Origin of the sequence: Leucobacter triazinivorans (assembly GCF_004208635.1) — a bacterium.
In the GTDB taxonomy this organism is placed as follows: domain Bacteria; phylum Actinomycetota; class Actinomycetes; order Actinomycetales; family Microbacteriaceae; genus Leucobacter; species Leucobacter triazinivorans.
In genome coordinates, this window is record NZ_CP035806.1 from 1,223,243 (window position 1) to 1,247,845 (window position 24,603).

A 24,603-nucleotide genomic window follows, 5' to 3' on the forward strand; every position below is an offset into this window, starting at 1 on the left:
GCCGGCCGCCCTGCACGGCTTCAAGGCCTGCGGAATGCGGCTTGATCCGCAGGGCCGGGCTCGGGATCCGTCCCGGTGTCCTCGGCATCGTCGCCCGGTGGCACCCGGCAGCAGCGCTCGGCGTACACCGCACAGCCGATGAGCACCGCGCCGGCGAGCAGCACGAGCAGCATGGGGAGCCAGGTCTGCGGCGGGGCCGGCACCGAGCGCCCGAGTACCGCGATCGCGAGTCCGCCGCCGAATCCGCCGAGCGCCGCCCCCACGAGCTGTCCCGCTCGCGCGGCGGCGAGCAGCCGCACCGCTTGAAACGGGTTGACCGCGCCCGGGCCGCGCCGCAGTGCCCGACGCAGGCGGATCCCGAACACCAGCAGCACCACCGCGATCAGCGCCAGTGACGCCGGCAGCGAGAACGGCGGCACCAGGGGCGGCGAGCCGCGGTTCGAGAGCGCGATCTGCACCAGCACGCCCAGCACCGCGCCACCGATCCCGACGACCAGCGTGAGCAGCGGACTGCTGCGCTCAATCCTGCGCATCTGCGTGCTCCTCGAACGGCCGGGTCGTATCCCCCAGACGGCTCAGCAGCACGGCCACCCGCCCGTGTCCCATGAGCACGGCATCGGGATCGAGGTCGAGCCACGGGGACAGCACGAAGTCGCGCTCGTGGGCGCGCGGATGCGGCACAACGAGGCGCTCGTCGTGGATCGCCCGGCCGCCGTAGAGGATCAGATCGATGTCGAGGGTGCGGTCGCCCCAGCGCGCGTCGCGCACCCGGCCGTGCTCGCCCTCGATGCGCTGCATCAGGTCGAGCAGTTCGTGGGGCGACAGCGAGGTCTGCGCCGCAGCGACGCCGTTGAGGTAGCGCGGGGCGTCGGGATCGGGGCCGGACTCGGTGAGCGCGATCGTCTCCCGCAGCGACGACGCGGCGAAGCCCCGGATCCCCGGAGCCTCGGCGAGTTCGCGCTGGGCCGAGCGGATCGTCTCGCCGCGGTCGCCCAGGTTGGCGCCGAAGGCGAAGAGCACGGGGACGATCTGGGCGGTCATCGGGCCTCCTCGGTGTCGTCGATGTCTCCAGGGCTCGGTGTTTCGTCGGGGTGGATCCTGCGACTGCGGGCTCCGCCCTCCGCGCAGGATGACAAGGAAGGAAGCGACGCTCCGCCCTCCGCGCAGGATGACAAGGAAGGGGGCGACGCTCCGCCCTCCGCGCAGGATGACAAGGAAGGGGGCGACGCTCCGCCCTCCGCGCAGGATGACAAGGAAGGGGGCGACGCTCCGCCCTCCGCGCAGGATGACGAGGAAGGGGGCGACGCTCCGCCCTCCGCGCAGGATGACGAGGAAGGGCGCGACGCGGACGCGGATGGCGGGTCGCCGACAGCGCACGACCCGGCTGTCCGCGCGTGCCGCACGACGGTCACCGAGACGTCCGAGAAAGCCGCCTCGATCGGTGCGTCCGGCTTGTGCACCGTAACCTCCGCACTGCGCACACCATCGAATTCGAGCGCCACCGCGGCCACGCGCTCGGCCACGGTCTCGATGAGGTCGACGGGATCCCGCTCCACAGCGGCGACGACGGCCGCGGCGAGTTCTCCGTAGTGCACGGTGCGCGCGAGCTCGTCGCCCGCCGCGGCGCCGCGGAGGTCGACCTCGACCGCGACGTCGATGACGAAGCGCTGGCCGCGCTCGCGCTCGAAGTCGAATACGCCGTGGTGCGCGAAGATCTCGACGCCCGTGAGCGTGATGCGGTCGCACGGCAGCCCGCCGTGCGCGGTGGGGGTCGCAGCGTCTGCGGGGCATGGATCCTGCGACTCCTTCGTCGCGCAGGATGACGGAGCGGGCATCGCGCAGGATGACGGAGCGGGCATCGCGCAGGATGACGGAGCGGGCATCGCGCTGGACGACGGAGCGGGCATCGCGCAGGATGACGGAGCGGGCATCGCGCTGGACGACGGAGCGGGGGTCGCAGAGAGCCGATGCGTCCCCCTCTGGAATCTGCGCGCCACGGCGAGCGCCTGCACCGTGCCCGGGACGTCGTGCACGCGCACCCCCCACGCACCGGCGCGCGCCGCGAGTGCGCTCGTCACCGACGTTGCGAGGTCGCGCTCGTGGCCCCCGGCAGTTGAGCCGACAGCCCGTGCGGGCACCGGGAGATCCACGAGCGCGTCTGCGATCATGCGTTTGCGGGAGGCGCCGATGAGCACGGGATACCCGAGCGCGAGCAGTTCGTCGAGCCGCGCGAGCAGCGACCAGCTCTGGTCGCCCGTCTTGTCGAATCCGAGGCCGGGGTCGAGCAGGATATGTGCGAGGTCGACCCCCGCGGCGCGCGCCGCGGCCGCTCGCGTCTCGAGCGCGTCGCGCACCTCGACGACGACGTCGTCGTAGTCGGAGCGCCGCTGCGCCGGGTCGGGTACGCCCCGCCAGTGCCCCGCGATGAAGCGGACGCCACGCGCTCGGCTCGCGTCGGCCGCCACCCGCAGCATTTCTGGGTCGTGCGCGCCGCCCGAGACGTCGTTGATGTACCGGGCCCCGGCCGCGACTGCGGCGGCGGCGGTGCCTGCGTGGATCGTATCGATCGATACGGCGATGCCGCGACCGGCCAACTCCTCGACGACGCAGATCACCCGTCGCTGTTCCTCGCGCTCGGAGACCGGTTGCGCGCCGGGACGTGTCGACTCGCCTCCGACGTCCACGACGTCGGCGCCCTGCGCGACGAGCTCGATACCGCGCGCGATCGCGCGCTCCGCGGTGTCGAATCGGCCGCCGTCGCTGAAGGAGTCGGGCGTCACGTTGAGCACACCCATCACCGTGCAGTCTCCTCGCCGGTGCAGGGCCGGGGTAGCTGCGGTGGCCCGGGCGTCACGCACGATCGGTTGTCCGCTCGATCTCGCCGCCGAGCAGCGCGAACACTCCCGCCTGCTGGGTCGGCTCGCTGAGAGCGCCCCGCGACGCCACGGTCACCGCGAGCGCCTCGGTCTGGCGCACGCCGCGATCGGCAACGCATCCGTGGCTCGCTTCCAGCACCACGAGCACCCCGCGGGGCGCGAGCCCGTCGTCGATCGTCTGCGCGATCTGCTCGCCGAGGCGCTCCTGCACCTGCGGCCGCGCGGCGAGGGCCTCGACGACACGCGGGATCGCGCTGAGCCCTACCACGCGGGCGTCGGGCAGATACGCCACGTGCGCGCGACCGCGGAACGGCAGGAGGTGGTGCTCGCACATCGAGCGCAACGCGATATCGCGCACCAGTACGAGTTCACCCGTGTCGGATCCCACGGGCACGGCGTCCGAGAGGAGGCGCCCGGCATCCTGGCCCACGCCCGAGAAGAACTCCGCGTACGCCTCGGCGACCCGGAACGGGGTGCTGCCGAGCTCGGGGCTGTCGGGATCCGAACCGATCGCGCTCAGCAGCTCGCGCACCGCCGCTGCGATCCGCTCGCGATCAACGGTGTCTCCCATGCGGTTACCGGCTGTCGTCGCGGTCGTCGGCGTCGCGCACACCCAGGTTGCGTGGGGGCCGGCTCGTCTCGCCCGGGGCGAGCGGCGGCGTCTCCGGCGGGACCTGCGCCGACGGCTCGGCCGGGGCGCCGTGCTGCTCGGGGGTCGGCTCGGTCGCGGCGGGACCGTCCGCGGCATCCGCACCTCGGGATCCGGGCACCCCTGCGGGGTCCGCGGCGGCAGAGTCGGACGAGACGTCCGAGACGTTCCCGGCGCTCGCGGTCTGCGGGTCTCCGTCTGCGACCGAGACGTTGTCGGTGCGCACATCGGCGGGCACCTCGATGGGCGGTCGATCCGACACCGGACGATCATCGTGCGACAGCCACGTGGACCGCCTGGGGAGCTTCTGCACGTCGCGGAAGATCTCGGCGATCTGGATGTGATCCAGCGTCTCCTTCTCGAGGAGCTCGCGCGCGAGCGCGTCGAGGATGTCTCGGTTCTTGACGAGCACCTCGTAGGCCTCGTTGTGGGCCTGCTCGAGCAGGGCGCGCACCTCGACGTCGATCGTCTCGGCGATGCCCTCGGAGTAGTCGCGGCTCTGGCCGAACTCGCCGAGGAACGCGCCGGGCTGCGCCTGCCCGAGCTTGACCGGGCCGACCGTGGCCGACATGCCGTACTCGGTGACCATCTTGCGCGCGGTGCCGGTGGCCTTCTCGATGTCGTTGCCCGCGCCGGTGGTGGGGTCGTGGAACACGAGCTCCTCGGCCACACGCCCGCCGAGCGCGTAGGCGAGCTGATCCTGCAGCTCGTTGCGCGTCACCGAGTACTTGTCCTCCAACGGAATGACCATCGTGTACCCGAGCGCGCGGCCCCGCGGCAGGATCGTGATCTTGGTCACGGGGTCAGTGTGGTTCAGCCCGGCCGCCACGAGCGCGTGGCCGCCCTCGTGATAGGCCGTGATGAGCTTCTCCTGGTCTTTCATCACGCGGGTGCGGCGCTGCGGGCCGGCGATCACGCGGTCGATGGCCTCGTCGAGCGCTCGATTGTCGATGAGCTGCGCGTTCGAGCGGGCCGTGAGCAGCGCCGCCTCGTTGAGCACGTTGGCCAAGTCGGCGCCCGAGAACCCGGGGGTCTTCCGGGCGACGACGTCGAGATCCACGTTCTTGGAGAGCGGCTTGCCCTTGGCGTGCACCTGCAGGATCTTGAGACGCCCCGGCATGTCGGGGGCGTCGACCCCGATCTGCCGGTCGAAGCGCCCGGGGCGCAGCAGTGCCGGGTCGAGCATGTCCGGCCGGTTCGTGGCCGCGATCATGATCACGTTGGTCTTGGGATCGAAGCCGTCCATCTCGACGAGCAGCTGGTTGAGCGTCTGCTCCCGCTCGTCGTGGCCGCCGCCCATTCCCTGCCCGCGACGCTGACCGACGGCGTCGATCTCATCGACGAAGATGATGGCGGGCGCGTTGGCCTTCGCCTCCTTGAAGAGGTCGCGCACGCGGCTGGCACCGACGCCGACGAACATCTCGACGAAGTCGGATCCCGAGATCGAGTAGAACGGCACGCCGGCCTCACCCGCGACGGCACGGGCGAGCAGCGTCTTGCCCGTTCCGGGAGGGCCGTAGAGCAGCACGCCCTTCGGGATCCGCGCTCCCACGGCCTGGAACCGAGAGGCGTCTTGCAGGAAGTCCTTGATCTCGTGCAGCTCTTCCACCGCCTCGTCGGCGCCGGCGACGTCGGCGAAGGTGACCTGCGGCATGTCCTTCGACACGAGCTTGGCCTTGTTCTTGCCGAACTGCATGACGCCGCGGCCGCCGCCCTGCATCGAGGAGAGCATCCACCACAGCAGCAGGCCGATGAGCAGCAGCGGCAGCAGGAACCCGAGCAGCGACCACAGCGGGTTGGGCTGCGGCACCTTGTCCGTGAACCCGTCCTCGAGCTCGGCCTCGTTGACCGCGTGCACCACGTCCTCGCCGCGCTGCGAGACGTAGTAGAAGAACACCTGGTCGGTGCCGGTCTCCTTATCGGCCTCGGTCAGCGTCAGGTTGACGCGCTGATCGCCGTCGATGATCTCGACGGCCTGGGCCTTGCCCGAGGTGATCAGCTCCATGCCCTGCTCGGTCGGCACCTCGCGGGTGTTGCCGCCCGAGAGCAACGACCATCCCAGCAGCACGATCAGCGGTGCGAGGATCAGATAGAGCATCGGACCGCGGAACAGCTTTCTGCTCTTCGACGTGCTCTTCGTTGAATTCTCTGCCAAGTCGGGGCCTTTCGAGACGGGCGTGCCTGGGCGTTTCGGCATCTGCAGCAAGCGTAGCCAATGCCACCGACAAAGCAGCTGCGTGTGCGCCGAGGGCGAAACCTCCGCCGCGAGCGCGCGGCGAGGCGGAGGGTGCGCCGCGACGCTGGGGTGCTGCGGTGCCGACGGTGCCGACGCGTTGTACTGCGGTGCTGCGGCGCCGTCGGTGCTGCGGTGCAGACGGTGCTGCGGTGCCGACGGTGCTGCGGATCCTGCGCGTCACCGGTGCGCGCCTCGGGATCGCGAGATCCTGCCGGGCGCAGCAGAGGTGCAGCGCGCCGACTACCCGTCGTCCGAGTACACGTGCGGTGCGAGTACGGCGACGTCTCGCAGATTGCGGTAGTTCTCCGCATAGTCGAGCCCGTAGCCCACGACGAACTCGACGGGGATGTCGAAGCCGACATATGCGACGTCGACCTGCACCTTGAGCGCCTCCGGCTTGCGCAGCATGGTGCAGATGCGCACCGACCTGGCGCCTCGGCTCTCGAGATTCTCCTTGAGCCAGTGCAGCGTCAGCCCGGAGTCGATGATGTCCTCGACGATCAGCACGTCGCGGCCAGTGATGTCGGCATCGAGATCCTTGAGGATCTTGACCACGCCGCTCGACTTCGTGCCCGCACCGTAGGACGACACCGCCATCCAGTCCATCTGCGCGTGGAATCGCAGCTCCCGAGCCAAGTCGGCCATCACCATGACCGCGCCCTTGAGCACGCCGACGAGCAGCGGGGGCTCGTCGGCGTAGTCAGCCTCGATCTCGCGGGCCATCTCGGCGAGCCGAGCATGCAACTCGGATTCGGTGTGCAGTATCGCGGAGAGGTCGTCCCCCAGGTGTTTCGCGTCCATGCACACCATTCTTCCACTGCTCGAGGTGCTGCGGCGAACGACGGCCTCCGCACGGTTCCGGAGGGAGAGACCGCGGCGAGCCCACGCCGAGCCCGCGCCGAATGCCCAAGTGGGAGTCGCGTTCTGCCGCATACGTCTCGCGGATGCGGCAGAAGGCGACTCCCACTTTGGGCCGGGGGTGGTCGGGGCGATCGCGGGCGGGGTGGTCGGGGTGGTCGCGGTCGCGGTCGCGGGCGGTCGCGGCCGGTCGCGGGCGGGGCGGTCGCGGGCGGGGCGGGGTCGGGTAGGGCGGAGCGCAGCGCGGCTCAGCCCGACGCGGCGCGACGCGGCGCAGCAGGCTCGAACACCAGTCGGCCGTCCTCGCGGCGCACCGAGGCGCCCGGAACCTCGACCGGGCCCTGTCCGCGCCAAGAGGTCACGAGTTCGGCCACGGCGAGGGTGCGCTCGCGACTGAGCTGTGCGCCGAAGCCCGTACGAGCGACCACACGGATGATCCGGTGGCGCAGTGCAGGCGGGCTCGCAGCGAGCGCTGCAGTCGAGACCGCGATCCCGCACTCGAGATGCTCGACGACCTCCGCGGCCATCTCGTCTGCGAGACCGTCGAGCGCGTCCGCGTCTTCGCGCGCCACATCTGCGGTGCGTGCGAGGGACTCCGAGATCCCCGGGCCCAGCTCGCGCTCGAGCACCGGCAGCACGACCCGTCGCACGCGCACCCGCGCATACGCGGGGTCGTCGTTGTGCGGATCGAACCAGGGACGCAGATCCTGCTCGGCGCATGCCGCTTCGGTGACGGCGCGGGTCACCGCCGGCCGCTCGATGAGGAACGGACGCAGGAGCTCCAGGTCTGTCGCGGATCCCGCGCCGGATCCCGACCCGGCTCCTGCGCCGGCTCCCGCGCCGGATCCTGCGCCGGATCCCGACCCGGATCCTGCGCCGGATCCCGACCCGGCTCCTGCGCCGGCTCCTGCGCCGGATCCCGCGCCGGATCCCGACCCGGCTCCTGCGCCGGATCCGGCGCCGCCCCCGGTCGCGCCACCGCCGAACGTGCGCAGGGGCGGGATGCCGGCGAGGCTGCGCGTTCCGGATCCCCGTGCGATCCCGAGGAGCACCTGCTCCGCCTGGTCGTCGCGCGTGTGGGCGGTGAGGATCGCAGAGGCACCCAGTTCGACCGCGGAGTGGACGAGCGCCGCGTACCGCGCGTCGCGGGCGGCCGCCTCGGGGCCGTCGCCGCGATCCCCCGGAACCTCGACGCGACGCACCTGCACCGGGCTCAAGCCGAGCCGCTCGGCCTGGGCTGCGGCGCCCGCCGCCACCTCGCTCGACCCGGCTTGGAGCCCGTGATCGACGATCACCGCTCCGGCGCGCGCGCCCACCTCGGGCGCCGCATACGCCGCGGCGGCCGCGAGCGCCAGGGAATCGGCGCCCCCCGACAGCGCGACGAGCACGAGCGGCCGCTGGTGCGCCTCGCCCCGTGCGCTCGCCTGGGCGGCTCCCGGCATCGGTGCTGCGCCCCGCACCCCGCGGCTCCGGATCCACCCCGCGAGCGATCGCCGCACCGCCAACCGGGTCTCGAGCACCGCGCGCTGCACCATGCCCCAACGGTACCGCGCCGGCCGAGATGCCGAAGACGGCCTGACCGGCGCGGGTGCCCGGGGCAGCACCGGGAGCCCGGCACGACCGGCGCGACCGGCGCGACCGGCGCGACCGGCGCGACCAGAGCGACCAGCGCGACCGGCGCGACCAGCTCGAGCGAGTTCGATGTGATGCGCCGAGATCGACCGCGGCGACGGCCGACGTGTCGGAGGGGTCGGGTAGCCTTAGACCGGCAACGCACACCGGGGCAGGCGCATCGAGCGCCGCCTCGATCTACAGAAAGAGGAGCGCGCATGGCCGCTGCATTCGACGCCGTCATCGAGATCCCCAAGGGGAGCCGCAACAAGTACGAGGTGGATCACGAGACCGGTCGCGTGTATCTCGACCGAGTGCTCTACACCGGCTTCGTCTACCCCACCGACTACGGCTTCTTCGAGGAGACGCTCGGTGAGGACGGCGATCCGCTCGACGTGCTCGTGCTGCTCGACTACCCGGTGTTTCCGGGGGTGGGCGTCAAGGTGCGCCCCGTCGGCGTGCTCAAGATGAGCGATGAGGCGGGCGGCGACGACAAGGTCATCGCGGTGCAGTACAAGGATCCGCGCTGGCAGCACATCCAGGACGTGGCCGACATCCCCGAGTACACCCGCAAGGAGATCGAGCACTTCTTCGAGCGCTACAAGGACCTCGAGCCCGGCAAGTGGGTCAAGGTCGATGCGTGGGGCTCGGCCGCCGATGCAGAGCGGCTCATCGTCGAAGCCCAGCAGCGCCTCGCCGAACAGCACTGAGCGGAGCGCAGGCGCCCGCGGCTCAGCCCTCGGCAGCCGCGGGCCGCGGCCGGCCGCCGATCAGAACCTGATGTAGGCGGCCGGATTCACGAAGCCGTACCATCCGTCGTCCTGATTCGGACGCATCTCGAAGTGCAGATGGCATCCGGTGCTCATGCCGGTGTTCCCGACATAGCCGAGCACCTGTCCGGCATTGACGTACTGCCCGGGGATCACGACAGCCCAGCCCGACATGTGCGCATAGCGCGTCTGCCAGCCGCTCGCGTGGTTGACGGTCACCATGTTGCCGCCGCCGCCGTTGTCCCAGTAGGTCATGCGCACGGTGCCGGACGCAGCGGCCACGATCGGGGTGCCGCATCCCGCGGCGAGGTCGATACCGGTGTGGTTGGGGCGCCCGGGCGGGCGGAAACCCTCCGAGACCCAGTATCCCGAGGTCGGCAGCGTCCAGCCGCCACCGCCGTTGCCGGGGCTCGTGCCGCCGCCACCGCCGCCGCCGGTTCCACCACCGCCACCGCCGCCGCCACCGCCGCCGCCCGCGTTGTTCGCGTTCTCGCGTGCGATCCGAGCGGCCTCCTCGGCCTCCCTCCGCAGCCGCTCCTGCTCGGCTCGGCGCTGCTCCTCCTCGATGCGCAGACGCTCCTGGTACCCCTCCACGGTCTCCGTGGTCGTGTCCTTCAGTGCAGCGAGCTGCGCCTTGAGCACCTCCTGCTGCTCCTCCTGCTGTCGCACCAGTTCGCCCTGGTCGGTGACTGCCTGCGCGGCGGCCTCCTCTTTGCGCTTGGCCTCCTGCCGGAGCACTTCGCGCTCCTCCGCTGCCGCTTCGGCCTGCTGAGTGAGCGTATCCGCCGTGTTCGCGGCCTGCTCGGCCTCCTCGGAGACCTGCGTGTTGCGCTCGGTCGCCTTCGAGAGCGAGGCCATCCGGTCGAGCAGCGCGTCAGCAGTGCTCCCGTCGGCATCGAGGAAGAGTTCGACGCTCCGGTCGACCCCGCCGGATCGATACATCTGGGCTACCAGCACACCGGCGCGTTCGGCGGCTTCCTCGGCCTCTTGCCGGCTCGCCTCCGCCTGCTCGGAGAGCTTCTCCGCCTTTTCTGCCGCCGCGGCGAATTCGGCCTCGGCCTGCCGCCACTCCTCGATCGTCGTGTTGTGGAGGTTGCGGAGGCGGTCGAGTTCCTGCTCGCCCTCGGTGATGAGACCTTCGATCTCCGACACCTTCTCTGCGGCGGCGGCCTCGTTCTGCTTCGCCTCCTGCACGTCGTCCCACGTCGGGAGCTCGAGGGCCTGCGCGGGCGCTGCCGAGATGGGCGCGGCGACGAGCAACCCAGCGGCGAACACCGCCGCTCCGAGCAGCCCGATCGCACGTGTCGCCATCGCCGTATGCCGCTTGCGCATAACTTCGGACTCCCCTCGAGCCAGTATGATCCACGCTTACGTTAGCACTGCCGGGGTCGCACTCGCTGCGGTCGGGCCGTGTGGGCCCGGATCCGCACCGCCGCACGCGACGGATCCGCACCGCCGCAGGCGACGGATCCGGCGCGCTGCTCCGGTTTTCCAGCCAATCGCCGCTTCGCCTATCATGGGAGGCAGCACGCCATGCACGTGAGTCGAACAGCCAGCGAAGGATCGATATGCCCGAGACGCACCTCTCCAGTGACGCCCGCCACGGCCAGAACGACGGGGAGTCCCGGCCCCGTCCGCTGTTCGCGCCGACTCCCACGCCCCGCGCGTCGGCGGGCACCGTGCTGGCCTTCGTCGTCGTGGTCGTACTGATGCTGGCCGGGTTCTACATGATGGCGCACGCGTTCAGCAGCCCGGACCTCGGCCTCGCCTGGTTCGCGGGCGGCCTGCTCGTCGATGCGTTCGCATTCTGGTTCGCGTTCGGCATCCTGCCGAGCTTCGACAGCCGACGCTGACGCGAACGCGCTGAGTCCCCGGAGCCGATCGGTTCCGGGGACTCAGTGCGTTCGGCGGATGACGGGGCCTCGACGCGGCACCGACCGCTCGCGCTCAGGGCTCGTCGAGCAGGGCGGCGGCGTACATGGGTCGCGCCGCGTCGGCGCTCGGCGGGTGGAACAATCCCGCCGTCGCGTCGCGCAGCAGCCGCGACGCCTCGCTACCGCTCTCGAAGCCCCCGCCGCCCGCGCACTGCAGCGCGGTCTCGGCAGTGCGCCGCGCGGCATCGGCTGCGTTCAGGCGCGCACTCACGAGCCGCAACGGCCAGCCGGCGCCGTGATCCACGAGATCGTCGAGATCGCGTGTGTAGGCGTCGAGCTGCGCCGGCACGGCGAGGAAGGCCATGTGCGCATCGGCGATCCGCGCGCGCATCTCGGGCACCTCGGCCAGGGGCGCGCCGAGTCTCGCCGATCCGCGCCTGCGCAGGGCCTCCGCCGCGACCTCGAGCCCCCGCCTGGCCACCCCCGCGTACACGGAGCCGACGAGCAGCTGGAAGTTCGCGGCGATCGCGAACGTCAGCAGGTCGGGGTGCGGCCCCGGAGGCAGACGGCGCGCCACCCGGTCGGCGCGCATCGGCACCCGGTCGAGCGTCGTGGTGCGGCTCTGCGAGGCCCGCATGCCGAGCACATCCCAGTGGTCGGATACCGCGACACCGGGCGCAGATCGCTCGAGGAAGCCGTAGATCAGCTCTGGCCGCTCGGGATCGGAGGCGTCGACGCCGTGCACGATCAATCGCGTCCAGGCCGGGGAGAGCGAGGTGAAGATCTTGACGCCGGAGACGCGGTATGCGCCACCGTCCTGCGGCTCGGCGACGGTGCGCGATCCCTGCAGCACCCAGTCGTTCGCCGGCTCGCTGATGCCGAACGCGAAGATCTCCCCGGCCCTCGCCTCCTCGAAGACGTACCCGAGCGATCGGTCGCCTCGCGCGAACATGGCCTGCACCACGCCGGTGCACATGAGGTGCATGTTGACGGCGAGCGCCGTCGCCGGTGCGGCGCCCGCCAAGCGCTGCTGCAGCCGAGAGACCTCGTGCAGCCCCAGCCCGGGACCGCCGTACTCCCGCGGGACGAACAGCTCCAGATACCCGCGCTCGCGCAGCTCGGCGAGATCCTCGTCGCAGAACCGGTTCTCGCGGTCGTACACCGCCGCCCGTTCGCGGAATCGCTCGACGAGCGCGTCGGGCAGGTACCGCTCGGCCAGCTCCGCGTGCCGCGCCTCTCGATCCGTCATCGGCCCCTCTCCGCAGCCCCGGCGGGCCTCGTCTGCCACCCTACCGGGCGCGCCGCTGCTGCGGTTCGCCGGTTCGGCGACGCTGTGCCGACCCCTCGGCGAGCAGGCCGGTCACGCGGTACGGGATCACCTCGCGCAGGAAGAGGCTGGTGGAGGTGCGGGTGATCCCCGGGCAGAGCCGGATCTCCTCGCTCACGCGGTAGAGATCCTCGGGACTCTTCGCGACCACGCGCAGCAGCAGATCGGTGCTGCCCGCCGGCGCGAAGCACTCGAGCACCTCGGGCAGGTCGGCGAGGGCCGCGATCGCCTCGCCGATCTGATGCTGATCGAGTTCGACCTGCACGCTCGCCCCCACCGGGCGTCCCAGCGCGGCGGGGGTGATCCGCGCGCTGTGGAGCCGGAGCGCCCCCGACTCCCGCAGCTTCTCGAGACGGGCCTGCACGGTGCCGCGGGCGAGGCCGAGTCGCGACGCGATCATGGCGGTGGGCATGCGGCCGTCTTCGTCGAGCAGCAGGAGGACCCGGCGATCCGTCGCATCGATCTCACTCATTATGCTCACTTTCTGATTGATTCTGCGTGTCAATACTGATCATATCGCTCAATCTGAACGATGCGACTTGCGCAGATCGATACATATCCGCTGAACTACTCACTGTGCTCGCGGACACCCCCGCCGGCACACGGATCATCGCTCGCAGCACCCCGCGAGCAGCACCCGGACGCTCCACCCCCGCGTCCGACCGAAGGAGCCCGTCATGCGCGCGACCGCCACCGCATCGCTCAGCACCCCGAGCCCGTGGGCTCCCCCGACCCTGCACCGCCCGCGCACCCGCGTCGCAATCGCCTCGCTCGCGCTCTTCGCGCTGCTGGTCAGCGCGAACCTCAGCACCCCGCTGTTCCCGCTGCTCGAGACCCGCCTGCAGACCGGCTCGCTCGGGATCGCGCTCGCGTTCTCGAGCTACGTGCTCTCGCTCATCGTCGGCCTGCTCCTCTTCCGCGGAGTCGCCGACCGGGTGAACCGGCGCACGGTGCTCGTCGCGGCGCTCGCGGTCGCCGCGCTGGCCACCGCGGGCCTGGCGTTCGCGCCGACGCTCGGCTGGTTCTGCGTGGCCCGCGCCGCGCAGGGCGTCGCCGTGGCCTGCGCGACGGGCACGGGATCGGGCGCCCTGCGCGCGCTGCTGCCCGGCCGCCCCGCCCTGGTCGGCCGTCTCACGCTGCTGGCCACCTCGGGCGGGGTCGCCGCGGGCCCCGTCGCGGGAGGAGTCCTCTCCCTCGCCGGGGCCCCGCTGCAGACCCCCTACGTCGTGGTCGCCATGGTGCTCGCGGCGCTCGTACCGGTGGTGCTCCTCGTGGCGCCGCACGGCGAGTGCGCACCGCGGCTCGCGGGGATCGCTCTGCCCGACGCACCGGATCCGCGCCCGGACGGGCCCGGATCCGGCGGCCGCAACGACCCGGTCGCCGCGCGCCGATTCCGCGTCGCAGCGGCGACCGGCTTCCTCAGCTTCACGGTCTTCGGCTTCTGCCTGTCGCTCGCCCCGTCCCACTTCGCGGCGATCGCCGGCACCGACTCGCGCCCGGTGATCGGACTGCTCGCCGCGGTCACGCTCGCCGCCTCGGCGCTCGTGCAGCTGCTGCCGTTCTCGGGATCCTGGCGGCTGCCCGTCGGCCTGACCGCGCTCGCCATCGGGCTCGCGGGGATCGCCGCGGCCGGCGGGATCGCCGCGGCCGGCGGGATCGGCGCGGCCGGCGGGATCGGCGCGATCTGGTTCCTCATCGCGGCGAGCGCGCTCGCCGGCCTCGGGCAGGGGGTCGCGTTCCAGGCGGCGTTCACCGGCGCGACGGCGAGTGTGCACCCCGCGCGGCACGCCTCGACGGTGAGCGCCATCTACACCGTCACGTATCTCGGCAGCGCCGTGCCGATCATCGCGCTCGGCGCGCTGGCCGAGCGGCTCGGCCTCTCCGACGCGGTGACGGTCTTCGCGCTGGTCGCGGCCGCCGCGAGTCTGCTGCTCGCGCGCCTCGCCGGCGGGTCCGCTACTCCGCGAGCACGGAGAGCACCCGGCGGTCGCGCTCGTCGTCGATGAGCGGGGCGAAGCGGTCGGCCACCGCGTGCCGGGCGATGCGGCCCGCCTCCTCGGCGTCGTGACGCTCGATCGCGGCGAAGAGCCGGCGGTCGATGGCGGCGGATTCGAGCTTCACCCGGTTGTCGTGGTGCTCGCCCTCCGCGTCGCGCTGCATGATCACCCGCAGCACCCCGGAGACGGCCTGACCGCTGAGCCGCAGCACCTCGTTGCCGCTCGCCTCCCAGATCGCCTCGTGGAACTCGAGGTCGGCGTCGGCGAAGGTCTCGGCGTTGGCCTCGGCGTCGCGCTCCATCTGCTCGATCGCCGCGCGCATGCGCTCCAACTGCGCCGCATCCCGGCGCACGGCCGCCAGGCGGCTCGTGGTCCCCTCGAGCACCACGCGGTACTCGATCAGTGCCGCGACGTCGAGCGCGTCGGTGCCGACCATCGCTCGCAGGGAGCGGGACAGCGTCTTCGAGGACGGTGCGAGCACCACCGGCCCGCCGCGCGTGCCGGGCCGCGATTCGAGCAGCCCCATGCTCTGCAGGATCCGCAGCGCCTCTCGCACGGTCGGGCGGCTCACCCCGAACTGCACCATGAGGTCGCGCTCGCTGGCGAGCTGCGATCCGACCGGGATCTCCCCCGAGACGATGGCCTGCTCGATCTGGTCGACGATGCGCTGGTAGGTGTGCACGGGCACGGCCGGCTCGAAGCTGTGGGTCGCTGACACCTGAGTCTCTCCCTGGTCGATGCGCCGGGACGTCGATGCCGCCGGACGCGTGATCCGATACTAGCGCCCACTTAAGTGGCCTTACCATGTATCCTGGTTCGAAATCTCTCGAGATCTTGGAAGGAAAACCTCGAACCGTTCCGCAGATACGCTGTGCAGTGCAGAACGGCGACCGGGCATCGTCGCCCGACACGACCCCCACCAACGGCCCCGCCCCGCGGGGCCACAGCCACAGGAAAGCAATGATGCGACGTAAGAATGCGATTCTCACCGCGGCAGCACTCGCGACCGCGGCCACCCTCGGCCTCGCCGCCTGCTCCGCCGGTGCCGGCAACAGCGCGGGAAGCGACGGGGAGACCCCGACGACCGCCACCATCGCGCTCACCGGCCCGCCGACCAACCTCGACTTCACCACCACGGCCGGCTCCGCGATCCCGCAGGCGCTCATGTCGAACGTGTACGAGGGGCTCGTCGAGCTCGACCAGTCGGGCGAGATCGTGCCGCTGCTGGCCGAGGAGTGGACCGTCAGCGATGATCGCACGACCTACACGTTCACCCTGCAGGAGGGCGTCACCTTCTCGAACGGCGACGAGTTCACCGCCGACGACGTGAAGTTCAGCTTCGACCGTGTGAAGACCGACTGGGTGTCGAGCCTGAAGGCCAAGATGGACGTCGTCGACACGGTCGAGGTCGTGTCGCCCACCGAGGTCGCCGTGCACCTGAGCGCGCCGTCGAACGCGTGGCTCTTCAGCCTCGCCACCCCGGTCGGCGCGATCTTCTCGGAAGACGCCGTCGACGACCTCGCGAACGCTCCGGTCGGCACCGGCCCCTACGCCGTCGGCTCCTGGACCCCCAACGAGAGCCTCGTGCTCGACACCCGCGACGACTACTGGGGCGAGGCCCCGGGCGTCGAGCAGGTGACGCTGAAGTACTTCGCCGACGCGACGGCCACCACGAACGCGCTGCAGACGGGCGACGTCGACGCGATCGCCAACCTGCAGGCCCCCGAGCTGCTCTCGAGCTTCGAGGCCGACGACGCATTCGTCGTGACCACGGGCACCTCGAGCGGCGAGGTCTCGCTGTCGCTCAACAACCGCGCCGCGCCCTTCGACGACGTACGCGTGCGCCAGGCCGTGCTCTACGCGCTCGACGAGCAGGCGATCCTCGACACCGCGTGGAACGGCTACGGCTCGCTCGTCGCCACCTACGCGACGCCGACCGACCCCTACTACGAGGATCTGAACGACGTCTACCCCTACGATCCCGAGAAGGCGAAGGAGCTGCTCGCCGAGGCCGGTCAGGAGAACCTGGACATCACCTTCACCGTGCCGACGCGCCCCTACGCGCAGGCCGTGTCCGAGATCGTCGTCTCGCAGCTGAAAGACGTGGGGATCAACGCGAGCATCAAGTCGGCCGAGTTCCCGGCCGTCTGGCTCGACGAGGTCTTCACGCAGCACGACTACCAGATGACCACCGTGCTCGCCGTCGAGGCCCGCGATATCCTCACCGCGTTCAACGACCCCGACTACTACATCGGGTACGACAACTCGACGATCGCTCCGATCGCCGCAGAGGCCGACGCAGCCGACGAGGCCGGCTACGTCGCGGGCATGCAGGAGGTCGCGCGGCAGATCGTCGACGACGCCGCTTCCGGCGTGCTGTTCCTCTTCCCGAACATCACCGTCTCCAAGGCCGCCCTCCAGGGCATGCCCGAGAACGCGATCATCGAAGCGCTCGACCTCACCAACCTGAGCTGGCAGTAGCCGGCGCAGCCCTCCCCGTCATCCTGCGCGACGAAGGAGTCGCAGGATCTCGCAGTCCGTGAGATCCTGCGACTCACCTGGCGCGGTAGCACCACCATGGAATACGCGGAACGCTGACGCGTTTCGCTGAAGGATTCCCTGCGCGCAGGATGACGAGGGGCGGCTGGCCGCTTCTCCAGTTCCCGGCGGGCTCGACCACCCGGCGAACGCGTCTCACACCACCATCTGACCCCGAGGAAGCCGCATGGCCATACGGATCCTGATCAATCTCGCACGATTCGCGGTGACCTACGTCGTCGCCACGGTCGTCGTGTTCCTCTTCATGCGCCTGATCCCGGGCGATCCCGCCCAGATCGCACTCGGCGTGAACGCCACGCCGGAGCTGCTCGAGCAGACGCGCGAGCAGTTCGGCACCGATCGACCCCTCATCGTGCAGTACCTCGAGTGGTTCGGCGGCCTGCTCCGCGGAGACTTCGGCACCTCCTACCTCACCCGCACCGACATCAGCCCGATGGTGCTCGACCGCGTGCAGGTGAGCCTCATCCTCGTGCTCACCGCGATGGCGGTCGCGCTTCTCGTCGCGATCCCCCTCGGCACCTGGGCGGCCGTGAAGCACCGCAGCTTCTCCGGCGTCGCCATCGGCCTCGGCTCGCAGATCGGCGTCGCGATCCCGGGCTTCCTCGCCGGCATCCTGCTCGTCATGATCTTCGCGGTCGGCCTCGGCTGGCTGCCCGCCAACGGCTGGACCGCCCCGTCCGTCGACTTCGGCGACTTCATCAGGCGCCTGATCCTGCCCGTCGTGGCCCTCGCCTCGGTGCAGGGGGCGATCCTCACCCGATACGTGCGCTCCGCCGTGCTCGAGGTGATGAGCGAGGACTACCTGCGCACCGCGCGGGCCAAGGGCCTGAGCAAGAACGGGGCGCTGCTGAAGCACGGCCTGCGCAACGCCGCCATCCCGGTCATCACCGTGACCGGGGTGCAGATCGCGGCCCTGATCATCGGCGCCGTGGTGATCGAGCGGGTGTTCGTCATCCCGGGCCTCGGCTCGATGCTGCTCGACGCCGTCGGCAACCGCGACCTGCTCACCGTGCAGTCGGTCGTGATGGTGCTCGTCGCGATCACGCTGATCCTCAACCTCGTCGTCGACATCCTGTACACGATCATCGACCCCCGCCTGCGAAGGAGCGCCTAGCCATGAGCACGCAACAGGTCCCCACCCCGCCCGTGCAGGCGCCGCGCACCAGCGCGATCCTCGCCCCCGGCGGCACCGCCGCTCGCGCGAGTCGCCGACGCCTCTCCCCCACGCTCATCATCGGCCTGGTCCTCATCGGCCTCGTGGCGGTCGCCGCACTCGTCTCGTTCGTCTGGACGCCCTACGACCCGGTGCAGGCGGACCCGGCCGCACGCCTCCAGGGATCGAGCCTCGCGCACCTCATGGGCACCGACAAGTACGGCCGCGACGTCTTCTCGGCCATGCTCTACGGTGCGCGCATCACCCTCTTCGTCGGCGTCATCTCGGTAGGCATCGCCATCGTGATCGGCACGCCGCTCGGCATCCTCGCGGGCATCCGCGGCGGCTGGATCGAGGAGGTCATCATGCGCGCCTCCGACATCGCGCTCGCGTTCCCCGCGCTGCTGCTCGCGATCATGTTCAGCGCGGTGTTCGGCGCGTCGACCCTCACCGCGATGGTGGCCATCGGCATCGCCACCGTGCCGGGCTTCGCGCGCGTCGCCCGCTCGGGCACTCTGCAGGTGATGACCACGGAGTACGTGCTGGCGGCGCGCGCGGCGAGCCAGTCACGATTCCGGATCGCGGTGCGCCACGTGCTCCCCAACATCGTGGGCATGGTCGTCGTGCAGTCCTCGGTATCCTTCGCGCTCGCGGTGCTCGCCGAGGCGGGGCTCAGCTTCCTCGGGCTCGGCACTCCGCCGCCCACGCCCTCCTGGGGCCGCATGCTGCAGGAGTCGCAGCAGTTCCTGGGCACCGAGCCCATGCTGGCGGTGTGGCCCGGCGTCGCCATCGCGATCGCCGTGATGGGCTTCAACCTGCTGGGCGACGGGCTGCGAGACCGCTTCGATCCGAAACTGAACGGGAGCCGCGACTGATGCGCACCGAACCGAAGAGCGCTCCGGCGCAGACCGAGCGCGGCGAGCTGCTGCTGCGCGTCGACGACCTCAACGTGCGCACCGCGCACCGCACGCTCGTGCACGACTTCACGCTGCACATGGCGCACGGCGAACGCATCGGCCTCATCGGCGAATCCGGATCGGGCAAGTCGATGACCACGACCGCCCTGCTCGGCCTGCTACCGAACGGGGTGACCGCCGACGGCTCGGTCGAGATCGACGGATACGCCGGCAATCTGCTCGAGGCGCCCGAGAGCGACCTCATGAAGCTGCGCGGCAACGACGTGGCGATGGTGTTCCAGGAGCCGCTGACCGCGCTGAACCCCCTGATGCGCGCCGGCGCGCAGGTCGCCGAGATCATCCTGCAGCACAGGCTCGCGCCCAACAAGGCCGAGGCGAACCGCCGCGCCGTCGAGATGCTCGACGCCGTGCACCTGCCCGACCCCGCGCAGGCGGCGCGCGCATACCCGCACCAGCTCTCGGGCGGGCAGCGTCAGCGGGTGATGCTGGCCATGGCGCTCGCCAACGATCCCGCGCTGCTGCTCTGCGACGAGCCGACCACGGCGCTCGACGTCACCGTGCAGCGACAGGTGCTCGATCTGATCCTCGAGCTCGTGCGCGAGCGCGGCACCGGGCTGCTCTTCATCACCCACGACCTCGCCGTCGTGGCGAACATGTGCACCCGCGTGCTCGTGATGAACCAGGGCGTGGTCGTCGAGGAGGGCACGACCGAGGACGTGTTCACCCGCCCCCAGCACCCCTACACCCGGGGGCTGCTCGCCGCCTCCGATCTCGACGCGGTCGACGAGCACGGACGCCTCTTCACGGTCGCGACGGCGCAGGCGTACGTGCCGCCGAGCGGAGGATCCGCGCCGGAGCCGCCGGTCGAGCGAGCGACTCCCCCGGTCGAGCAAGCGCACGCGAGCGCCGCACTGAGCGAGGCGCAGCCGAGTGTCGACACCGAGGATCCCGAGCCCGTGATGCGGGTCACCGACCTCGTGCGCACCTACACCCGCGGGCGCACCAGCCTCTTCGCACCCGCCCCGCAGGTGCACGCGCTGAAGGGCATCTCGTTCGAGGTGCCCGCGGGCGGGCGTCTCGGGGTGGTCGGCGAGTCGGGATCCGGCAAGTCGACCCTGCTGCGCATCCTCGCCGGCCTCGACCAGCCCACCTCGGGCAGCGCGGTCGTCGCCGGCAACGAGGTGCGGGGCGCGAAGGAGGCGCAGCTGCGCGCACTGCGCCAGAACCTGCAGATCGTGTTCCAGGATCCGATGGGCTCGCTCGATCCGCGCATGACCGTCGAGCAGATCATCTCCGAGCCGCTGCTCGTGCCGGGCCGCGGCGAGAGCGCAGCCGACCGCACGCGCATGGTCGCCAAGATGCTCGAGGCCGTGGGCCTGCCCGCGTCGTCGGCCGCGCGCTTTCCGCACCAGTTCTCGGGCGGCCAGCGCCAGCGCATCTCGATCGCCCGTGCGCTCATCTGCCGACCGCAGGTGGTCGTCGCCGACGAGCCCGTGAGCGCGCTCGACGTGTCGGTGCGCGCCCAGGTGCTCAACCTGCTCGCCGATCTCGTCGACGAATATGGGCTCACCCTCGTGTTCGTCTCGCACGACCTCAACGTGGTGCGGCACCTGTGCGACTCGGTGATCGTGATGCAGTCGGGCGAGATCGTGGAGGCCGGCGACACCGAGACGGTGTACCGCGACCCGCAGCACCCGTACACGAAGCGGCTCATCGAGTCGTCGCTGACACTGCGGCAGGAGCTCGCCCAGAGCGCCTGACCCGCCCGCCGCAGGCCGGCGCCGCCACGCAGGCCGGCGCCGCCACGCCGGCCTGCGGCACCCGGCCGAGCCGCACCCCGCCCCTCCCACCTCGACGAAAGGCCCCAGGATGACCACCAGCAGCCGCCCCGCCTCCCTCGACGCCGCCGCGCTCGCGGCGGGCTACGCCGACGGGTCGCTCAGCCCGACCGAGGCGGCCGAGGACGTCATCGCCCGCGTCGAGGCGCGCGAGGCGGAGCTGCACGCGCTTTACCTCTTCGACCCCGCGCAGGTGCGCGCCGACGCCGCCGCGTCGACCGAGCGCTGGCGCGCGGGCGCGCCGCTCGGCCCCTTCGACGGCGTGCCCGCGACGGTCAAGGAGAACATCGCGCGCACGGGCCTGCCGAAGCCCTCGGGCACCGCGATCCCGAACCCGCCGATCGCCGCGCGCAACGCGCCCACCACCGACCGCCTGCTCGAGGCCGGCGCCGTCATCGTGGGATCGACCACGATGCCCGACTGGGGCATGCTCTCGTCGGGCGTCTCGAGCCTCCACGGCATCACCCGCGGCGCGCTGAACCCGGCGCACACCGCGGGCGGATCGAGTGCCGGCGCCGGCACCGCCGCAGCCGCGGGCTACGGGCCCTTCCACGTCGGCACCGACATCGGCGGATCGATCCGCCTGCCCGGATCGTGGCAGGGTCTCACCGCGCTCAAGCCGAGCGAGGGACTGATCCCGCTCGACGTGCCGTACACCGGCCGCGCCGCGGGCCCGCTGACGCGCACCGCCGCCGACGCGATCCGCCTCATGTCGCTCATCGCCCGGCCCGACCCCCGGGACTATCTCACGCGCCCGTATCGCGAGATGGACTGGTCGACCGAGCCGCTCTCCCCCGCCGGGATGCGCGTCGCTCTGCAGCTCGACGCGGGATCGGGCCTGCCCGTCGAGCCAGAGACCCGCGCGGCCATCGAGCGCGCCGCGTCGCTGTTCGAGGCGGCCGGTGCCGCGGTCGAGCCGCTCGATCCCTTCGTGCCGGCGGCCGTGCTCGACGGGCTCGTCGACTTCTGGCGCAGCCGCTCGTACGCCGACCTCGAGCTGCTCGACGACGCCGGGCGCGCGGCCGTGCTGCCCTTCATCGTGGAGTGGTGCGCCGCCGGCGCCGACGTCTCGGCCGCGCAGACCGTGCGCAATCGGGGCATGGCCGACGAGATGGCGCGCCTCACGCGTGCCGCGACGCAGCCGTTCGACCTGGTGCTGTCTCCGGTGACGCCCGTCGCGGCGTTCGCGGCGGAGGATCCGATGCCCATCACCGACCCTCTGCAGACCATGGGGCACATCTCGTTCACCGTGCCCTACAACATGTCGGGCCAGCCCGCGGTGTCGATCAACGCGGGAGTGCAGCCCGACGGGCGCACGATCGGGCTGCAGATCGCCTCGGGGATCGGCACCGACGACCGCCTCATGCGCGTGGCGCTGTGGTTCGAGTCGGTGCGCGGCGCAGCCGCCGCGGTCGACTGGACCCGCGTGGCCTGAGGGGCTCCCTGGCCCGGGTTCGAACCGCCCCGCCGGTTGAGCGGCGAGCCTGCGAGGAGTCGAAATCCCGGGACCTGGGTTTGGCCGGCCTACCGGTTGAGCGAACGAAGCAACTGAAGAACGACTCGTCAAGCGTTCGCCCCGACACGGACCAGCCTTCAAGCCCCACACCCAAGGCCAAGCATAGGGACTGGATGAGATGAGCGACAGGACGGTTCTCGAAGCTCCCCAGCGTTTCCCACAAGTGGACATTTCCCCACCCAACAGCTAGGGTTCAGATATAAGTAACACCCTTGCTGAAAGAAAAGATCTTACAACTCCGTGAAAGAGGCATCTCATGTCGGCCGTCCTAGCGACCCGCGGATCGCTCCTTGTTGATGACGAGCTTCGCACACACGCGTCCGAAGCCCTGAGCACCGTCGGCGACGAAGAAATTGAAGCATTCACCCTCAGGACTTCCACTGGTCGCTCCATCGAAATCTCCGGCGACATCGCGGGACTCATGGCACACGTACTCTCTCGCGTCGCTCAAGGGGGTGAGCTGGCGGTCCAAACCCTCCCTGAAACACTGACAACCTCCACGGCGGCTGACACCCTTGGGGTGAGCAGAACCACCTTGATGAAACTTATTGCCAAAGGTGAGCTTCGATCCACCATGGTGGGATCACACCACCGGCTCCGCCACAGCGAGGTTGTTGCATTGAGAGAGAAGCGAGAAGCTGCTCAGAATGCCGCTATCGAAGAACTCCTATCCATGGATGACGACAGCTAACTCTGCTAGGCGGGTATCCTGGATCCTGTGCGTCCTCCCATAGTTTTCGTTGACGCGAATATCTTGTTCTCAAAAACCCTGTGCGACTGGCTCTTTCTTATGAAGTTGGAGTCGCGGGGCGGCATGTTCACACTAGTGAGTTCTCAGGACAGCCTGACGGAGGCGATGTACCACTTCCGAAAACGGAAGCCCCTGGTGGATGGGGATGTGGTCTCCCGCAAGCGGCTACTTATCGAGGAGTCCCTGAACGACATCATCGACTCTTTCAAAGGAGACGTGGACTTCCCTGGTACGGACGAGCATGATCGTCATGTTCACGCGGCAGCAGTTGGTTGCCAGGCGAAGTACCTGCTTACAGATGACAATGGTTTCGGAGACATCGAGCCGGACGAGTTGCCCTATGAAGTCCACACTGCAGATTCCTTCTTCTCGCTGATTGCCGAAAACGCACCTTCCTTGATCGATGCCGTAATCGTCAGGCAGGTGAAGTACTTTACAGAACGAGGCAGCCGCCTAACGCTCGTCGAAGGGCTGACAGCCGCGGGATGCTCGACGTTCGCGACATGCGTTCAACAGCATGTAGAGCGGATGGCGCTTGGCGAAAGCACCCATGACATCGCAACTCGTTTGACACCCGCTGCTTCTCATTGAGGCGTGCATGCCCGGACGCGAATAGCGCGCTCGCTCAACCGACGGGCGCTCGCTCAGCAGGCGGGCGGCGTGAAGCGGCCGTCGATCGCGGTCCAGCCGCCGTCGACGGTGAGCGTGGATCCCGTCACGAACGACGACGCATCCGAGGCGAGGTAGACGACCGCGCCGGCAAGCTCGTCGGGGCGCGCCCAGCGGCCGAGCGCGGCCTTCTGCGCGTAGGCGCCGTACCACTCGTCGTTCGCCTTGATCTGCGCCGTGAGCGGCGTCTCGACGACGCCCGGGGCGACGACGTTGACGCGCACGCCCTGCGGGCCGTACTCGGCGGCGGCCGTCTTGGCGAGCTGCACGAGGCCCGCCTTCGTCGCGGCGTAGACGCCCTGGCCGGGCTCGACCACCTGAGCGCGGATCGACGCGAAGCCGATGATCGAGCCGCCGCCGTTCGCCGCGAATCGCGCGCCGAAGCGTCGGATCAGCTGGAACGAGGCGCGCAGGTTCAGATTGACGACGCGGTCGAACTCGTCGAGCGTGTAGTCGTCCATGCGCTTGCGCACGTTCGTCGCCGCGGTGAAGACCAGCGCAGCGGCGGTGCCGAAGCGCTCGGCCGCGGCCTCGACCGCGTCGTCGTCGAGCACGTTCAGCTCGTAGGCCTCGGCGACGCCCCCCAGCTCCGAGATCTGCGCGGCAGTCGCCTCGGCGCTCTCGCGCGAGTAGTCGGCGACCACCACGTGCGCGCCCTGCGCCGCGAGCGCGTGCGCCGCCTCGCGGCCGATGCCGCTGCCTGCGCCGATCACGACCGCGGTGCGGCCGTCGAGCCGGAAGAGGCGGGAGTAGTCGATCGGGGCTGGGGCGTTCATGCGGGTCTCCTGGGGTGAGCGGGGGTGGATCCTGCGACTCGCTTCGCTCGCGCAGGATGACGGGGACGGGTGGGGTGGATCCTGCGACTCGCTTCGCTCGCGCAGGATGACGGGTGGGGGTGGGGTGGGGGTGGATCCTGCGACTCGCTTGGCGCAATAGCGCCACCGTGGAATGCGCGGAACGCTGACGCGTTCCGCCTCAGCATTCCACGCACGCAGGATGACG

Annotated in this window: 22 protein-coding genes; 10 read left to right on the top strand and 12 right to left on the bottom strand. The window is 70.6% G+C overall.

The genetic code is table 11. The features are described from left to right. Positions 1–20: 20 nt before the first annotated feature. The 7 genes from EVS81_RS05615 to EVS81_RS05645 all read right to left on the bottom strand — a co-directional run bounded on the left by EVS81_RS05615 (position 21) and on the right by EVS81_RS05645 (position 8,061). Positions 21–533, bottom strand: coding sequence for a DUF3180 family protein (locus tag EVS81_RS05615; protein ID WP_130109518.1), 513 nt, complete (start codon positions 531–533; stop codon positions 21–23). Further along, a complete protein-coding gene (gene folK, locus EVS81_RS05620; protein WP_130109519.1) occupies positions 520–1,041 on the bottom strand; it encodes a 2-amino-4-hydroxy-6-hydroxymethyldihydropteridine diphosphokinase in 522 nt (173 codons plus the stop codon). The genes EVS81_RS05615 and folK overlap by 14 nt, the downstream gene beginning before the upstream one ends. After that, entirely contained in the window at positions 1,038–2,795 is a 1,758-nt protein-coding gene (folP, locus tag EVS81_RS05625) for a dihydropteroate synthase (protein WP_130111305.1), read from the bottom strand. The genes folK and folP overlap by 4 nt, the downstream gene beginning before the upstream one ends. A 55-nt stretch (positions 2,796–2,850) precedes the next feature. Further along, on the bottom strand, positions 2,851–3,447 hold the full coding sequence (folE, locus tag EVS81_RS05630) for a GTP cyclohydrolase I FolE (protein WP_130109520.1): 597 nt from the start codon (positions 3,445–3,447) through the stop codon (positions 2,851–2,853). A gap of 4 nt (positions 3,448–3,451) precedes the next feature. After that, positions 3,452–5,623, bottom strand: coding sequence for an ATP-dependent zinc metalloprotease FtsH (gene ftsH, locus EVS81_RS05635; protein WP_205879418.1), 2,172 nt, complete (start codon positions 5,621–5,623; stop codon positions 3,452–3,454). 378 nt (positions 5,624–6,001) lie between these two features. Further along, the gene (hpt, locus tag EVS81_RS05640) at positions 6,002–6,562 is read right to left on the bottom strand and encodes a hypoxanthine phosphoribosyltransferase (protein WP_130109522.1); all 561 of its coding nucleotides are present in this window, start codon (positions 6,560–6,562) and stop codon (positions 6,002–6,004) included. Positions 6,563–6,867: 305 nt separating this feature from the next. After that, entirely contained in the window at positions 6,868–8,061 is a 1,194-nt protein-coding gene (locus EVS81_RS05645; RefSeq protein ID WP_240740053.1) for a tRNA lysidine(34) synthetase, read from the bottom strand. Between the two features lie 387 nt (positions 8,062–8,448). Here EVS81_RS05645 and EVS81_RS05650 point away from each other — a divergent pair, with 387 nt between their 5' ends. Beyond that, positions 8,449–8,940, top strand: coding sequence for an inorganic diphosphatase (locus EVS81_RS05650; protein WP_130109523.1), 492 nt, complete (start codon positions 8,449–8,451; stop codon positions 8,938–8,940). A gap of 60 nt (positions 8,941–9,000) precedes the next feature. On the opposite strand, the gene EVS81_RS05655 is transcribed toward EVS81_RS05650, so the two are convergent. Then, positions 9,001–10,311 carry a M23 family metallopeptidase gene (locus EVS81_RS05655; protein WP_240739987.1) on the bottom strand — a complete coding sequence of 437 codons (1,311 nt, stop codon included), beginning with the start codon at positions 10,309–10,311 and terminating at the stop codon, positions 9,001–9,003. Positions 10,312–10,568: 257 nt separating this feature from the next. Between EVS81_RS05655 and EVS81_RS05660 the strand changes: the two genes are divergently transcribed. Next, positions 10,569–10,853, top strand: a complete 285-nt coding sequence (locus tag EVS81_RS05660; RefSeq protein WP_130109525.1) for a hypothetical protein — start codon at positions 10,569–10,571, stop codon at positions 10,851–10,853. 94 nt (positions 10,854–10,947) lie between these two features. On the opposite strand, the gene EVS81_RS05665 is transcribed toward EVS81_RS05660, so the two are convergent. Together EVS81_RS05665 and EVS81_RS05670 are read right to left on the bottom strand one after the other, a co-directional pair. Next, positions 10,948–12,123 carry an acyl-CoA dehydrogenase family protein gene (locus EVS81_RS05665; protein WP_130109526.1) on the bottom strand — a complete coding sequence of 392 codons (1,176 nt, stop codon included), beginning with the start codon at positions 12,121–12,123 and terminating at the stop codon, positions 10,948–10,950. Between the two features lie 40 nt (positions 12,124–12,163). Further along, complete coding sequence (locus EVS81_RS05670; protein WP_130109527.1) at positions 12,164–12,673, bottom strand: Lrp/AsnC family transcriptional regulator; 510 nt, start codon at positions 12,671–12,673, stop codon at positions 12,164–12,166. Between the two features lie 205 nt (positions 12,674–12,878). Here EVS81_RS05670 and EVS81_RS05675 point away from each other — a divergent pair, with 205 nt between their 5' ends. Then, complete coding sequence (locus EVS81_RS05675; RefSeq protein ID WP_130109528.1) at positions 12,879–14,207, top strand: MFS transporter; 1,329 nt, start codon at positions 12,879–12,881, stop codon at positions 14,205–14,207. Here the strand turns inward: EVS81_RS05675 and EVS81_RS05680 are convergent. Continuing rightward, a complete protein-coding gene (locus EVS81_RS05680; RefSeq protein WP_130109529.1) occupies positions 14,158–14,916 on the bottom strand; it encodes a FadR/GntR family transcriptional regulator in 759 nt (252 codons plus the stop codon). The genes EVS81_RS05675 and EVS81_RS05680 overlap by 50 nt on opposite strands. A gap of 242 nt (positions 14,917–15,158) precedes the next feature. On the opposite strand from EVS81_RS05680, the gene EVS81_RS05685 reads away from it, so the two are divergent. The 7 genes from EVS81_RS05685 to EVS81_RS05715 all read left to right on the top strand — a co-directional run bounded on the left by EVS81_RS05685 (position 15,159) and on the right by EVS81_RS05715 (position 23,523). Then, the gene (locus tag EVS81_RS05685; protein ID WP_130109530.1) at positions 15,159–16,679 is read left to right on the top strand and encodes an ABC transporter substrate-binding protein; all 1,521 of its coding nucleotides are present in this window, start codon (positions 15,159–15,161) and stop codon (positions 16,677–16,679) included. 244 nt (positions 16,680–16,923) lie between these two features. Further along, a complete protein-coding gene (locus tag EVS81_RS05690; RefSeq protein WP_130109531.1) occupies positions 16,924–17,871 on the top strand; it encodes an ABC transporter permease in 948 nt (315 codons plus the stop codon). Positions 17,872–17,873: 2 nt separating this feature from the next. After that, positions 17,874–18,785 carry an ABC transporter permease gene (locus EVS81_RS05695; RefSeq protein ID WP_205879397.1) on the top strand — a complete coding sequence of 304 codons (912 nt, stop codon included), beginning with the start codon at positions 17,874–17,876 and terminating at the stop codon, positions 18,783–18,785. Beyond that, entirely contained in the window at positions 18,785–20,587 is a 1,803-nt protein-coding gene (locus EVS81_RS05700) for an ABC transporter ATP-binding protein (RefSeq protein WP_130109532.1), read from the top strand. The genes EVS81_RS05695 and EVS81_RS05700 overlap by 1 nt, the downstream gene beginning before the upstream one ends. 109 nt (positions 20,588–20,696) lie before the next feature. Then, positions 20,697–22,100, top strand: coding sequence for an amidase (locus EVS81_RS05705; protein WP_130109533.1), 1,404 nt, complete (start codon positions 20,697–20,699; stop codon positions 22,098–22,100). A 337-nt stretch (positions 22,101–22,437) separates the two neighbouring features. After that, complete coding sequence (locus tag EVS81_RS05710; protein ID WP_130109534.1) at positions 22,438–22,872, top strand: excisionase family DNA-binding protein; 435 nt, start codon at positions 22,438–22,440, stop codon at positions 22,870–22,872. Between the two features lie 135 nt (positions 22,873–23,007). Beyond that, positions 23,008–23,523, top strand: a complete 516-nt coding sequence (locus EVS81_RS05715) for a PIN domain-containing protein (RefSeq protein WP_130109535.1) — start codon at positions 23,008–23,010, stop codon at positions 23,521–23,523. A gap of 53 nt (positions 23,524–23,576) precedes the next feature. Here EVS81_RS05715 and EVS81_RS05720 read toward each other — a convergent pair whose 3' ends face one another. Then, the gene (locus tag EVS81_RS05720; protein ID WP_130109536.1) at positions 23,577–24,377 is read right to left on the bottom strand and encodes an SDR family NAD(P)-dependent oxidoreductase; all 801 of its coding nucleotides are present in this window, start codon (positions 24,375–24,377) and stop codon (positions 23,577–23,579) included. Positions 24,378–24,603 lie beyond the last annotated feature (226 nt).

Bases quoted from the DNA above. Each gene is read 5' to 3' on its own strand.
- EVS81_RS05615 (WP_130109518.1), bottom strand. From the start codon at position 533: ATGCGCAGGATTGAGCGCAGCAGTCCGCTGCTCACGCTGGTCGTCGGG.
- folK (WP_130109519.1), bottom strand. From the start codon at position 1,041: ATGACCGCCCAGATCGTCCCCGTGCTCTTCGCCTTCGGCGCCAACCTG.
- folP (WP_130111305.1), bottom strand. From the start codon at position 2,795: ATGGGTGTGCTCAACGTGACGCCCGACTCCTTCAGCGACGGCGGCCGA.
- folE (WP_130109520.1), bottom strand. From the start codon at position 3,447: ATGGGAGACACCGTTGATCGCGAGCGGATCGCAGCGGCGGTGCGCGAG.
- ftsH (WP_205879418.1), bottom strand. From the start codon at position 5,623: ATGCTCTATCTGATCCTCGCACCGCTGATCGTGCTGCTGGGATGGTCG.
- hpt (WP_130109522.1), bottom strand. From the start codon at position 6,562: ATGGACGCGAAACACCTGGGGGACGACCTCTCCGCGATACTGCACACC.
- EVS81_RS05645 (WP_240740053.1), bottom strand. From the start codon at position 8,061: ATGCCGGGAGCCGCCCAGGCGAGCGCACGGGGCGAGGCGCACCAGCGG.
- EVS81_RS05650 (WP_130109523.1), top strand. From the start codon at position 8,449: ATGGCCGCTGCATTCGACGCCGTCATCGAGATCCCCAAGGGGAGCCGC.
- EVS81_RS05655 (WP_240739987.1), bottom strand. From the start codon at position 10,311: ATGGCGACACGTGCGATCGGGCTGCTCGGAGCGGCGGTGTTCGCCGCT.
- EVS81_RS05660 (WP_130109525.1), top strand. From the start codon at position 10,569: ATGCCCGAGACGCACCTCTCCAGTGACGCCCGCCACGGCCAGAACGAC.
- EVS81_RS05665 (WP_130109526.1), bottom strand. From the start codon at position 12,123: ATGACGGATCGAGAGGCGCGGCACGCGGAGCTGGCCGAGCGGTACCTG.
- EVS81_RS05670 (WP_130109527.1), bottom strand. From the start codon at position 12,673: ATGAGTGAGATCGATGCGACGGATCGCCGGGTCCTCCTGCTGCTCGAC.
- EVS81_RS05675 (WP_130109528.1), top strand. From the start codon at position 12,879: ATGCGCGCGACCGCCACCGCATCGCTCAGCACCCCGAGCCCGTGGGCT.
- EVS81_RS05685 (WP_130109530.1), top strand. From the start codon at position 15,159: ATGATGCGACGTAAGAATGCGATTCTCACCGCGGCAGCACTCGCGACC.
- EVS81_RS05690 (WP_130109531.1), top strand. From the start codon at position 16,924: ATGGCCATACGGATCCTGATCAATCTCGCACGATTCGCGGTGACCTAC.
- EVS81_RS05695 (WP_205879397.1), top strand. From the start codon at position 17,874: ATGAGCACGCAACAGGTCCCCACCCCGCCCGTGCAGGCGCCGCGCACC.
- EVS81_RS05700 (WP_130109532.1), top strand. From the start codon at position 18,785: ATGCGCACCGAACCGAAGAGCGCTCCGGCGCAGACCGAGCGCGGCGAG.
- EVS81_RS05705 (WP_130109533.1), top strand. From the start codon at position 20,697: ATGACCACCAGCAGCCGCCCCGCCTCCCTCGACGCCGCCGCGCTCGCG.
- EVS81_RS05710 (WP_130109534.1), top strand. From the start codon at position 22,438: ATGTCGGCCGTCCTAGCGACCCGCGGATCGCTCCTTGTTGATGACGAG.
- EVS81_RS05720 (WP_130109536.1), bottom strand. From the start codon at position 24,377: ATGAACGCCCCAGCCCCGATCGACTACTCCCGCCTCTTCCGGCTCGAC.